This window comes from Mesorhizobium sp. M7A.F.Ca.MR.362.00.0.0 (assembly GCF_004023175.1).
Lineage (GTDB): Bacteria > Pseudomonadota > Alphaproteobacteria > Rhizobiales > Rhizobiaceae > Mesorhizobium.
The window spans coordinates 5673-17577 of the sequence record NZ_RZTF01000101.1 but is presented as its reverse complement, the minus strand read 5'-3'; the positions used below and the strand labels follow the sequence as shown (position 1 = coordinate 17577).

General features: G+C 63.3%; 10 protein-coding genes and 1 pseudogene. 5 read left to right on the top strand and 6 right to left on the bottom strand.

The window, feature by feature from the left end; genetic code table 11:
- Positions 1-65 precede the first annotated feature (65 nt).
- Complete coding sequence (locus EOC06_RS15150; RefSeq protein ID WP_128308156.1) at positions 66-1820, bottom strand: ABC transporter ATP-binding protein; 1755 nt, start codon at positions 1818-1820, stop codon at positions 66-68.
- Positions 1821-1989: 169 nt separating this feature from the next.
- Between EOC06_RS15150 and EOC06_RS15145 the strand changes: the two genes are divergently transcribed.
- The 3 genes from EOC06_RS15145 (at position 1990) to EOC06_RS15135 (ending at position 4672) form a co-directional block, all read left to right on the top strand.
- Positions 1990-3279, top strand: coding sequence for an amidohydrolase family protein (locus EOC06_RS15145; RefSeq protein ID WP_128308155.1), 1290 nt, complete (start codon positions 1990-1992; stop codon positions 3277-3279).
- A gap of 87 nt (positions 3280-3366) precedes the next feature.
- Positions 3367-3633, top strand: a complete 267-nt coding sequence (locus EOC06_RS15140; protein WP_127267473.1) for a hypothetical protein — start codon at positions 3367-3369, stop codon at positions 3631-3633.
- A gap of 115 nt (positions 3634-3748) precedes the next feature.
- Positions 3749-4672, top strand: a complete 924-nt coding sequence (locus EOC06_RS15135; protein WP_127319198.1) for a DMT family transporter — start codon at positions 3749-3751, stop codon at positions 4670-4672.
- A gap of 7 nt (positions 4673-4679) precedes the next feature.
- Here EOC06_RS15135 and EOC06_RS15130 read toward each other — a convergent pair whose 3' ends face one another.
- Complete coding sequence (locus tag EOC06_RS15130; RefSeq protein WP_128308154.1) at positions 4680-5582, bottom strand: phosphotransferase family protein; 903 nt, start codon at positions 5580-5582, stop codon at positions 4680-4682.
- Between the two features lie 101 nt (positions 5583-5683).
- Between EOC06_RS15130 and EOC06_RS15125 the strand changes: the two genes are divergently transcribed.
- The gene (locus EOC06_RS15125; protein ID WP_164898592.1) at positions 5684-6316 is read left to right on the top strand and encodes a class I SAM-dependent methyltransferase; all 633 of its coding nucleotides are present in this window, start codon (positions 5684-5686) and stop codon (positions 6314-6316) included.
- Between the two features lies 1 nt (position 6317).
- Here the strand turns inward: EOC06_RS15125 and EOC06_RS15120 are convergent, their stop codons facing one another.
- Complete coding sequence (locus EOC06_RS15120; protein ID WP_128308152.1) at positions 6318-8771, bottom strand: FAD-dependent oxidoreductase; 2454 nt, start codon at positions 8769-8771, stop codon at positions 6318-6320.
- Positions 8768-9655 carry a phosphotransferase family protein gene (locus EOC06_RS15115; protein ID WP_127330679.1) on the bottom strand — a complete coding sequence of 296 codons (888 nt, stop codon included), beginning with the start codon at positions 9653-9655 and terminating at the stop codon, positions 8768-8770. Before EOC06_RS15115 ends, EOC06_RS15120 begins: the two co-directional genes overlap by 4 nt.
- A 401-nt stretch (positions 9656-10056) precedes the next feature.
- Here EOC06_RS15115 and EOC06_RS15110 point away from each other — a divergent pair, with 401 nt between their 5' ends.
- Positions 10057-10833: a DeoR/GlpR family DNA-binding transcription regulator gene (locus tag EOC06_RS15110; RefSeq protein WP_027039687.1), complete on the top strand. Its 777-nt coding sequence runs from the start codon at positions 10057-10059 to the stop codon at positions 10831-10833.
- On the opposite strand, the gene EOC06_RS15105 is transcribed toward EOC06_RS15110, so the two are convergent.
- Together EOC06_RS15105 and EOC06_RS42595 are read right to left on the bottom strand one after the other, a co-directional pair.
- On the bottom strand, positions 10830-11729 hold the full coding sequence (locus EOC06_RS15105; protein WP_128308151.1) for an NAD(P)/FAD-dependent oxidoreductase: 900 nt from the start codon (positions 11727-11729) through the stop codon (positions 10830-10832). The two genes, EOC06_RS15110 and EOC06_RS15105, sit on opposite strands and share 4 nt — an antisense overlap.
- Positions 11719-11905: pseudogene (locus EOC06_RS42595) on the bottom strand (Rrf2 family transcriptional regulator); the annotation flags it as partial. The gene EOC06_RS15105 and the pseudogene EOC06_RS42595, both read right to left, overlap by 11 nt.

Below are 11905 nucleotides of genomic sequence, written 5' to 3'. Positions count from 1 at the left end.
CCTCATCCGTCTCGGCGCTGCGCGCCGATCCACCTTCTCCCACAAGGGGAGAAGGGAAGAGTGTGCTACGGCATCAACTGATACTCATAAAGCTTCTGGTAGAGCCCACCCTGCTTGAGCAAGGTCTTGTGCGGGCCGCTTTCCACCACCTTGCCGGCTTCGAGCACCACGATCGTGTCTGCCTGGTGCACCGTCGATAGACGGTGCGCGATGACGATCGTCGTGCGGCCTTCCGTCAATTGCTGCAGCGCGTCGCGGAACAGCGCTTCCGATTCGGCATCAAGCGCGCTGGTCGCTTCGTCCAGCAGCAGGATCTCGGCATTGCGCAGCATGGCGCGTGCGATCGAGATCCGTTGACGCTGGCCGCCCGATAGCAGGCCGCCATTCTCACCCACATCCGTCTCGTAGCCTTTCGCCTGTGCGCTGATGAAGTCATGGGCGTTGGCCGCCTTGGCGGCGGCGATCACCTCTTCGTCGGTCGCACCCTCGCGCCCAAGCCGGATGTTGTGCATGATGGTGCCGGCAAACAGGAATGTATCCTGGCTGACATAGGCGATCTTTTCCCGCAGCGATGCGAGCGTCGCATGGGAAATATCCTGGCCGTCGAGCAGCACCCTGCCGCTCTTCGGGTCGTACATGCGCATGATCAAGTTCAGAACGGTCGACTTGCCGCCGCCGGAAGGCCCGACCAGCGCCGTCATCTTGCCGGGCGCAAGCGTCAGATCGAACCTGTCCAGCACCGGCGGCCCGTTTTGATAAGCGAAGTCGACGGCGTCGAACCGGATCTCGCCCGGTCCGGCCAGAAGCGGCTTCGCGCCGGGCTTCTCCACCAGGGTCAGCGGCTGGTCGGCGAGCTCGAACATCATGCGCACGCCGACAATACCGCTTTCCAGCGATATGCGCACGCGCGCAAGGCGCTTTGCCGGCTCATAGGCAAACAGGAGCGCCCCGATGAAGGCCATGATGTTTCCCGGCATCTGGCCGCCCTGCAAGACCAGGAAGCCGCTAACGAAGATGGCCCCGGCAATTGCCAGCCCGGCCAGCGTCTCCATCACCGGGCTTGTCGCAGCCTCCAGCGTCGCGATGTTATTGGCCCGGTTCTCGACGTCCGACACGGCCTTGTACATGCGGTTGCGCATTGCGCCTTCGAGGTTGAAGGATTTGACGACGCGCACGCCGATTGCCGTTTCCTGCATCACCTGCACGATCTGGCCGACCGAGCGAAACTCCATCGCGGCGAACTTGCGAACACGTTTGAGGATGCGGTTGACCCCGTAGATAGCCAAGGGGCCGACGACGAAGCAGATTATAGACAAGGCTGGCTGCTGCCAGACCATGACTCCTACCAGGACAACCAGCGACAACAGATCGCGCACATAGGACGTGACAACGAGGTCGAGCACGTTGCGCGCCGCCTGCGCATTGTTGGTCATGCGTGTGATCAGGTCGGACGACGAGGTCGAATGGTAGAATTCGATGCCTTGCGCCAGGATTCGGTCGTAGATCTTGCGCTGGCGATCGGCGATGATGGCGTTGCCGACCCGGCTCATGAAATAAGCCTGGATGAAGTTGGCGAGACCCTTGAGAATGAAGATCGTGGCGACCCCCGCCGCAATCAGGTTGACGCGGTCAATCCGCTTGAAGACCACGAATTCGTCGGTGATCTCTTTGAGAATCCAGGCGCTGGCGCCGGTCGTGGCGGCCACCACAAGCATCGACAAGATCGCGGCGCCGTAGCCAAACCTGTGCTGATAAAAGGATTCCCGGATCAACCTCGCAACGAGGCGCTGGTTTTCCGTCGAGCGGAAGAAACGAAACAAACGGCGGATCCTTGAAACCGGGACAACGAAGGCGGCTTATAGAGGGAGTTGCGGCCGGATGGAACCATCCGCGGCCGCCGCGGACAAACCGCTGTTGCAAGCGGCATCGACGGGATGCGATTTTCAGCCTCGGCACGATCAGATGATTCTTTTGACGGGATGACGACAGATGGCTTTCGACCTTATCGTTCGCGGCGGCACACTGCCTGATGGCAGGGTTGCCGACATAGGCATCAGCAGTGAGACGATCGCGGCGATCGAGCCCACTCTGCAGGGTTCTGCGCGGACCGAGGTCGACGCCCGCGGCAACCTGGTCTCGCCGCCCTTCGTCGATCCGCATTTCCACATGGACGCCACGCTCTCCTACGGCATTCCGCGCATCAATGCGTCGGGTACACTGCTCGAAGGCATTTCGCTATGGGGCGAGTTGAAGCCGCTTTTGACGCATGAGGCGGTGCGTGATCGCGCATTGGCCTATTGCGACTGGGCGGTGTCGATGGGCCTGCTCGCAATCCGCACCCATGTCGATGTCTGCGATGACAGGCTGCTGGCGGTCGAGGCGCTGCTCGAGGTCAAGAAGACGGTCGCTCCCTATATCGACCTGCAACTGGTCGCTTTCCCGCAGGACGGGTTTTATCGCGCTCCATCGGCGCGTGAAAACACCATTCGCGCGCTCGACATGGGCGTCGACATTGTCGGCGGCATCCCGCATTTCGAGCGCACCATGGCCGACGGCACGCGCTCGGTAACGGAGCTGTGCGAGATCGCGGCCAGGCGCGGCCTGATGGTCGACCTGCATTGCGACGAGACCGATGATCCGCTGTCGCGTCACATCGAACAGCTTGCGTATGAGACGCAGCGCCTTGGTCTGCAGGGCAAGGTCGCCGGTTCGCACCTTACCTCGATGCATTCGATGGACAATTACTATGTCTCGAAGCTGCTGCCGCTGATCGCCGAGGCCGACGTCTCGGTCATTCCCAATCCGCTGATCAACATCATGCTGCAGGGCCGCCACGACACCTTCCCGAAGCGCCGGGGCCTGACTCGGGTCAAGGAAATGCTGGCGCTCGGCATTCGCGTCGGCTGGGGCCAGGATTGCGTGCTCGATCCCTGGTATTCGCTAGGCACCGCCGACATGCTCGATGTCGCCTTCATGGGCCTGCACGTCGCTCAGATGTCGAGCCCGGCCGAGATGGCGCGCTGCTTCGACATGGTCACCAACGTCAATGCCGCGATCATGGGCCTCGATCATCTCGGCCTGGCGGTCGGCAAGCGCGCCAGCCTGGTCGTCCTCGATGCCGGCAATCCGGTGGAGGCCCTGCGCCTGCGCGCCGAACGCCTGTGCGTCATCGCCAGGGGCAAGGTGGTGGCGGAGCGGACGAAGCAGGAAACCAGGCTGTCCATCGACGGAAGGCCGGTACTTGTGAACCGACGGCACCATTCGCATCAGGACCAATAGGACACCGCACCTGCATCAAGGCTCTGAGCTTCGCCCGTCCGGAAATAAGTCTACATTAAGGCTCCACTTTTATTCGAGGAGGATTCCATGTGGCGCAAGACTGTGATGGCGGTGGCGTTGACGGTGCTTTGCACCGGCTGCACGACGGTGACGGCAGAGGACCGCCGCGCCGCCGACGAAGCGAAATGCCGGTCCTACGGCTTCGTCAAGAAGAATGACGCCTTTGCCGAGTGTCTGCAGCGCATCGATCTGGAGCGGCGTGCGGAGCTCAGACGCACCCCGGCTTTCGACCCCTGGGACAGGCCGGTGATCTATCGGCCCATTATTCTCAGGCCGCAGCCAAAAGGGAACTGAATCGCGCAGACCCAGCCGATTCCCGAGGCTGGCCTTGCCGATTTCCGGTTTTCTCCTCGTCAAAGCCGCCGCTTCCGTCTACGACGCGGCTAACTAGGGAGGAATCGGGATCGGCATGACGCAGCCCGTGGCGCAGAATTCGACGATCAGGAATGTGCTTCTGGCCGGCATTCTGCTGATGCTGGCCGGCGACTTCCTGTTTGCGCTGAACGACGCCATGGGCAAGTGGCTGGTCGCCAGCTTCTCCGTCGGCCAGGTGGTGCTGATCCGCTCTATCGGCGCCTTCTTCGTGCTCGGCCCGATGATCGCCAATCAGGGCCCGGCCAAGCTGTTTCGCATGGAACGCCTGGAGCTGCAGCTGCTGCGGGTGGTGATGACCACGCTCGACACCGCGCTATTCTATGCCGCCGTGGTCTATCTGCCGCTTGCCGATGTGATGAGTTTCTACATGGCCGGGCCGATCTACGTTGCGGCACTCTCGCACCTCCTGCTTGGCGAAAAGGTCGGCTGGCGCCGCTGGATGGCGATCCTGCTCGGCTTCTGCGGCGTTTTGATCATGCTGAAACCGTCCTCGGCGGCGTTCTCGCTGTCATCGGGTTTTGCGCTGGTAGGCAGCATCTCCTTCGCCTTCGCCATCATCCTCAACCGCCGCCTGCGTGGCACCAGCGACACCAATCTGGTGACATGGCAGACCATCGGCACGCTGCTGGTCGGCGGTGTGCTGACCATCGGCGCCTGGCAGACGCCGTCGGCACTCGATCTCGGCGCCATGCTGCTGCTCGGTATCGTCTCCTGCGGCGCCCACCTGATGATCACCAGGGCGCTCAAGCTGGCGCCGGCTTCGACATTGGCGCCGCTGCACTACACACTGCTGCTGTGGGCGGTGGTGTTCGGCCTGGTGTTCTTCGGCGACGTTCCCGGTCCGCGCATCCTGATCGGCTCGGCCATCGTTGTTCTCGCCGGCCTGTTCATCTTCCATCGCCAGAAAGTGGTCGAAACCACTGTGCCGCCCGAAAACGTGCCGAAGGGCGTGAGTTAGTCCAGGCTCAGCCCCGGTGTATTGCTGCCAGATGCCACGAAAACTCCGGCGTCTCCATCAGCGCCTTGCAGCGAGCGAAACGGCCATCGGCATAAGCGCGAAAATCATCGACCGGGTTGTTGTTGGCGAGCTGGATCAGCCCCCACAAGGTCCACAACAGGTCGCACATTGCCTTGTAGATGACGATGCGGCCGCGCTCCGCCGGCCTCGCCTCGCCGCCGAAATAAGCGCGTATCATCTCTTCGTCCTGGGCGGCGTCGAACTTGCCCTCCACGCTGAGGTCGCCAAGGTCCCAGAGCGGATCGTTCATGCCCGAATATTCCCAGTCGACGATCCACATCCGCTCGCCAGTATCGAGAAAGTTCTCGCACAGCGGATCGCAGTGGCAGGCGACGATCGGCAGCGGATGGGCGGCCAGCGCCGAGCGGACGCTCTCGGCGTCTCGCACCACGTCATGATAACCGGCGGGCAGGGCGACCTCCTTGGTGGACAGCACCTTGAGGTAATCGTCGATCATCGCGAACAATTCGAAGCGGAAGGGAAACACCGCGCCTGAATCGTGCAGCTTGCGAAAGGCTTCGCCGGCGCGTGCCGGACTGCCCGGACGTGTCCGGAATTTCTCCGGCGCCATCGTTTCGGCGCCGGCGATGTAGCGTGTCACCATCATCCCGGTGCCGGGGTCGACATGCAGCACCTCGGGACTGACCCCCGCTTTTGCAGCTTCGCGCGCGGCCACCGCTTCGTTGGCCCGGTTGATGTATTCCTCGGTGCCCTTGCCGGGAATGCGCAGGCAGAAGTCGCCGGCCTTGAAGACGAGATTGGTGAGGCCGCCCAGCCGTTCCAGCGGCCCGCTGTAGCCGGCCAGCATGGGAATGGCGTCCAGTGCGGCACGCGCCTCGTCTGTCACCATGCCTGCGCCCCCACGCTGTTATTTGTCGCAGCGACGGTTCCACAATTTTCGCGCTTTGGCTATCATCACTGCGAGATCAAAAATTGGCGGACTGGATAAAAGTGGCGGACAGCAAACATCAGGGCGCGCTCGGCGCGGCCTACGCGGCAAAACGGCCCGAAGAGGTGGCTGCACTCTATGACCGCTGGTCGGAAACCTATGACGCCGACATGTCGGCCGCCGGCTATCGCCATCCGACGATCTGCCTTGCGTTGCTGGCCCGCCATCTGCCGCGCGGTTCAGCACCGCTGCTCGATGCCGGGGCCGGCACCGGGCTCATCGGTGAATGGCTTGATATTGCTGGTTATCCCCTGGTCGAGGCACTCGATATTTCACAAGGCATGCTGGATCAGGCGGCCCGCAAGGGCGTCTATTCCGCGCTCCACTGCCTTGCGCTCGGCGGTCATCTGCCCTTTGCCGACGATGCCTATGCCGGGATAATCTCGGCCGGCGTCTTCACCTCGGGCCATGTCGGCATCGAGGGGCTGGACGAGCTAATCCGCATCTGCCGCCCGGGCGGCGTGATCGTGCTGACGGTCAAGAACACGCTGTGGGATGCCGGCTTTGCCACGCGTGTCGGCGAGATCGAGGCGCAAGGCCTCGTCACCCGCGTTGAGGAAACGCGTCCTTACGTCTCCATGCCGGGCGAAGCCGACACCGTGCCAAGCCGCGGCCTCGCTTTGCGCGTTATTTGACCTACGCTTTGACCCTGGCGCCTGCCGGATCATACATCGGCTCGAGGTGGATATTGGCCGGTGTCCTCTCCATCGCAACCACCAGTTCATAGCCGCCGGAGACGAGAAAGTCGTCGCTCACCCCGTCGACGTTGCGCACATAGCCGTAGCCGATGTTCCTGCCCAGCGTGTAGCCGTAACCGCCGCTGCTGAGATAACCGACCGGCTCGCCATTGCGCAGGATGGTTTCGCGGCCGAGCAGCACGATCTCGGGGTCTTCGACCGTGAAGCCGGCAAAGCGTTTCTTCAGTGCCGCGCCGCTGGTCTTTTCCAGCGCGCGCCGTCCAACGAAATCGGTGTTCTTGCGCAGCTTGACCGCCCAACCGAGCCCGGCTTCCTGTGGCGTGTCGTTGGGGGTGATATCGGATCCCCAGGCGCGATAGCCTTTTTCCAGCCTTAGCGATTCCAGCGCCCGATAGCCGACCGGTCGGATGTCATGCTTCTCGCCTGCCGCCATCAGTGCGTCGAAGACCTCGCCGGTGGCCGCGATCGGCACATGCAGTTCCCAGCCGAGTTCGCCGACATAGGTGACGCGCAGTGCCCGAACCGTGTGGCCGGCGATGGCAATCTCGCGCACATGGCCGAACGGGAAGCCGGCATTCGACACGTCGGCTCCGGTCGCCACCGAGAGCACGTCGCGCGCCCGAGGACCCATCAGCGACAGCGTGCCGAAATCCTCGGTGACGTCGACAAGCATGGTGTCGAGCCCTTCGCCGATATGATCGCTGATCCATGAGAAATCATGCGTGCGGAAACCGGTGCCGGTGACGATATAGAACTTCTCTTCGGCCAGCCGCGCCACCGTCAGATCGGCCTCGATGCCGCCGCGCGTGTTGAGAAGCTGCGTATAGGTCAGCCGGCCGACCGGCTTGCTGACGTCGTTGGCGCAGATCCAGTCCAGCGCCTTCAACGCATCTGGCCCGGTCAGCTCGTATTTGGCGAAAGACGATTGATCGAAGATGCCGACCTTATCCCGCACATGCCGGTGTTCGTCGCCGACCGCCGCGAACCAGTTCTGCCGGCCCATCGAATAGATGTCCTGCGGCTCGACGCCTTCGGGCGCGAACCAGTTCGGCCGCTCCCAGCCGAGCTTCGAGCCGAACACGGCGCGCTGCTGTTTCAGCCGCTCGTACAGCGGCGAGACGATGCGCGGCCTCCCGCTGGCGTACTCTTCATGCGGAAAGCCGATCGTATAGTGTTTGCCATAGGCCTCCAGCGTGCGGTCGCAGACCCACTGCCGGTCGCGGTGCAGGTTGGAAAAGCGCCTGATGTCGACCACCCACAGGTCGAGCGGTGCTTCGCCATCGACCACCCACTGCGCCAGCACCCAGCCGGCGCCGCCGCCCGAGGCGATGCCGAAGGCGTTGAAGCCGGCGCCGACGAACATGTTGGCGCATTCGGGCGCTGTGCCGAGAATGAAATTGCCGTCCGGCGTAAAACTCTCCGGCCCGTTGATCATCTGCTTGACGCCGACGGTTTCCAGCGCCGGCACACGCGCGATCGCTTGGCTCATGTGCTGCTCGAAATGGTCGTAGTCGTCGTCGAACAGCCTGAATTCCCAATCATTGGGAACGTCGTCGCCGGGGAGACCAGTCGCCCAGGCCTGCGGGTTAGGCTCATAGCCGCCCATCACCAGCCCGCCGACTTCCTCCTTGAAATAGGTGCGTCGGTCAGGGTCGCGGATGGTCGGCGCGTCGGTCGCCAGCCCGTCGATCTTCTCGGTGATGATGTACTGGTGCTTCACCGGCTGAAGCGGCACGTTGATGCCGGCCATGGCCCCCACTTGCCGCGCCCATTGGCCGGCGCAGTTGACCACCTTGTCGCAGGCGATGTCGCCCCTGCTGGTCTTCACCGCCGCGATGCGGCCGTCCTTCATCTCGAAGCCGGTGACGCGGACATCCTCGAACAGTTTGGCGCCATGCATGCGCGCGCCCTTGGCCAGCGACTGCGTGATGTCGGAGGGGCTCGCCTGGCCGTCGGTCGGCAGCCAGGAGGCGCCGACGAGATCGCCGGTCTCCAGCAGCGGCCACATTCTTTTCACCTCGTCCGGCGACAGCAATTGCATGTCCATGCCGAAGCTTTTTGCTGTCGTCGCCAGCCTTTTGTACTCGGTCCAGCGGTCGGCGTTGGTGGCGAGCCTGAGGCAGCCGGTCATCTTCCAGCCGGTGGCGAGACCGGTCTCGGCCTCCAGTCCCTTGTAGAGGTCGACGGAGTATTTCAGCACGCGGGTGATAGACGCCGACGAGCGCAATTGCCCGACAAGGCCGGCGGCATGCCAGGTCGAACCCGAGGTCAGCTTGCCCTGCTCCAGCAGCACCACGTCAGCCTTGTGGTCGCGCGCCAGATGATAGGCCGTCGAACAGCCGATGATGCCGCCGCCGATGACGACGATGGCGGCCTGGCTCGGCAATGTCATGATTTCTGTATCCCGTATTTTGTCCGGTAGTTTTCCAGTGCCGCGTCGAGCCGGGCGAGGTTTTCCTCGGTGTAGGCGACGTAGTCGATGCCCGGTGCGTCGAGATAGAGCTCGGAGACCATGCTCCACATCGCCTCGCGCAGCAGCGAGGCGCATTGCATGGCCGCGTGCGAACGGCGGATCGCCTCGTCCGGTTCCTTCATGAAGTAGGCGGTCAGGAAGGCAAAGGATTCCTCGTCGCTCATGCCGGCGTTGGAGGCGGCGCCTGCGAGGTCGAACATCGCCGTGTTGAAGCCGGCATATTCGAAGTCGATCAGCCATAGTCTGTTGCCGTCGTCGAGAATATTGGCCGGCAACAGGTCATTGTGGCCAAAGACGATCGGCAGCAGTTTCTGCGCGCGCTCCAGTTCGTCGGCCAGTGTCAAAAGGCGCGGCAAGTCGCTGCGCTTGCGGCTGCCGCCTTCTTCAAGCGTGCGCGCATAGTCGCGAATGACATGGAACACCCAGAACATGAAGCCGGCGCCCGAGACGTGATTGGGCATCTCCCGGTGGAAGGCGCGCATCAGGGCCGCGACCCGGCCGAGATTGGCGCGCACGTCTTCCGCCAGATAGGTTTTCGCACCGAGAAATTCCGTCACCAGTATGCCTGGTTCGGCATGGCGGACGGCTGGCGCGAAACCGGCGGCATGCGCCGCCCGCGCGGTCATAACCTCGCGCTCGCGAAAGACATGGTGGAACGGATAGTCCTTGCCGAAGCGCACGACATGTCGTCCGGCCGCGTCCTTGACCACATAATTCGCGTTGCTCAGGCCGCCGGGCAGCGGTGCGATCTCGATGCCACCGGTCCAGCAGGGCAGGGCGCGGATGCGATCTTCGGCGGTCACGGAACATCCCTGGTTTGCTGGGCTTCGACAAGGCGCCGTGAACAGCGCAACGATGGCGGGAGAAACGTAAATGATCTCGTCGGTGCGGGACGCCAGGATCGGTATCCCGCACCGCACCGACGAGCCCCTTGGCCAGGTTTTTGAGCCCGGCATCCGCCCCCGCGGATCTGAAAATTCCTTGAACAGGCACGTTCCAAACGGCCTGATCGCTGAGTTGCGGCTCTGCCCCCAGTCGCAGATCTGAAGCCTTTTGATGTCTTCGATTTCACGCCAGGGCTGCCCGCTTGTCAATAAAAAGGTGTGACTTTTTTTGGGTATTTTGCCTGAAAGCATAAGGTAGTTCCTTTAAAAGCACTTGAATTACCTTAAAATCGGTCAGGAGCATCAGTTCGGGAAACCAGATGGCCCAGTCCAAACGACACGGCGAGATCCTGCGGCTCCTGCAGGAAGAGGGCACCGTCACCATCGCCAGCCTGGCCGACCGGCTGGGCGTGTCGCTGGAGACGGTGCGCCGCGACGTCAAGCCCCTGACTGGTGATGGCTCTGTCCTCAAGATGCATGGCGCCATCGGCCTGCCGTCGATGATCGGCGAAGCGCCGTTCGAACGGCGCATGCGTGAGAACGCCGACGCCAAGCGCGTCATTGCCCGCATGGTCGCCGCCACCATACGCGACGGCGAATCGATCATGCTCGACACCGGCACGACGACCTCGTTCCTTGCGCGTGAACTGCTCGGCCACCGGCGCCTGACGGTCGTCACCAATTCCTCGGATATTGCCCGCACCCTGGCCACCATCAACGGCAACAAGGTCTATATGGCGGGCGGCGAGCTGCGCAGCGATTCCGGCGCTGCTTTCGGCGCCTCGGCAATCGATTTTGTCAGTCGTTTTTCGGTCAGCCACGCCATCATTTCCACCGGCGGCGTCGACGCGGTGATGGGCGTCATGGATTTTGATCTGGATGAGGCCGAGTTCGCCCGCATGGTGCTGTCGCGCGGCCAGCGGTCCCTCGTCATCACCGATCACTCGAAATTCGGCCGTCTTGGTCTGGTCCAGGTCTGCGGCTTCGACAGCTTTTCCGAACTCGCCACCGACCGCTCGCCGCCGCACGACTTGGCTGCCGCCCTGGCCCAGGCCGGCGCGCGGCTCAGTATCGCCGGCGAGGAAGCCGGGTTCTAGCCGAACACCAGCGACTGGTGGGCGCAGACGCCCGCAAAAGTGCCACCCGATACCGCAAAGGCAATATTGTGCATCGAGCGTGCCGCGTCGCCGGCGGCGTAGACGCCGGGCACGGTCGTCTGCTGCCTGTCATCGACTGATATCACCGGGCCGAGGAGGCCTTCGGAGAAGCCGCAGCCGAGCTGTTCGGCCAGCGGGCTGGCCATGATGTTGCGCGGAGCGGTGAACATCGCCCTGACGCCGGCCTTTCTGCCGTCGTCGAGGTGGACGATCAATCCGCCGGAGCCGTCTTCCCTTAGCTCGGCAACGCTGGTGGGCTCAAACCGCACCTTTCGGCTCTCCAGCGCGCGCATCTGCTCTGTGTCGGGTTCGAACAGGCCATTGCCGAACAGTGTGACATCGCCCCAATCGGCGATCAGCTGTGCCTGATGCAGGGACATCGAGCCGGTTGCGAGCACGCCGAGCGGCCCGCCGGAAACCTCGTAGCCGTGGCAATAGGGGCAGTGCAGCACGCTCCTGCCCCAGAGCTCGGCAAGCCCGGCAACCTCCGGCAGGATATCGCGCACCCCGGTGGCCAGCACCAATCGTGCGGCACCGAATGTCTCGTCGCCATCGGTGGTGATTTCGAAATCGCTGCTGCCGGCGGCAACGGCCTTGTCGGCGCGCCCGTCGACAACCCTGGCTGTCGGGTAGGCCAGCAGCTGCCGCCTTGCGTCAGCCAGGATTGCGCCAGGCGCGCGCCCGTCCTGGCCGAGGAAGCCGTGCGAATGCTCGGCAAAGCGGTTGCGCGGCTGGCCGGCGTCGATCACCAGCACCTTGCGTCCTGCCCGCGCCACCTGGATGGCGGCGGACAGGCCGGCAAAGCTGCCGCCGATGACGGCAAGATCATACTGCATGGCTGGAGACTCCAATGAGATCAAAACGGCGGCGGAAATCGGCGGTCAGGTCGGCCAGCGTGATGCGGCTCAGCTTCTCCGCCAGCAGCCTTTCGGCGGCGATGCGAAAATCGTCGAGGACGGCGATCACCGCCTGCTCGACGAGGCAGCCGGGGCTTTCCGGCTCTGTGCTGAAC

Coding starts and splice junctions, on each gene's coding strand:
- EOC06_RS15135 (WP_127319198.1), top strand. CDS start 3,749: ATGACGCAGCCCGTGGCGCAGAATTCGACGATCAGGAATGTGCTTCTG.
- EOC06_RS15110 (WP_027039687.1), top strand. CDS start 10,057: ATGGCCCAGTCCAAACGACACGGCGAGATCCTGCGGCTCCTGCAGGAA.
- EOC06_RS15120 (WP_128308152.1), bottom strand. CDS start 8,771: ATGACATTGCCGAGCCAGGCCGCCATCGTCGTCATCGGCGGCGGCATC.
- EOC06_RS15130 (WP_128308154.1), bottom strand. CDS start 5,582: ATGGTGACAGACGAGGCGCGTGCCGCACTGGACGCCATTCCCATGCTG.
- EOC06_RS15140 (WP_127267473.1), top strand. CDS start 3,367: ATGTGGCGCAAGACTGTGATGGCGGTGGCGTTGACGGTGCTTTGCACC.
- EOC06_RS15105 (WP_128308151.1), bottom strand. CDS start 11,729: ATGCAGTATGATCTTGCCGTCATCGGCGGCAGCTTTGCCGGCCTGTCC.
- EOC06_RS15145 (WP_128308155.1), top strand. CDS start 1,990: ATGGCTTTCGACCTTATCGTTCGCGGCGGCACACTGCCTGATGGCAGG.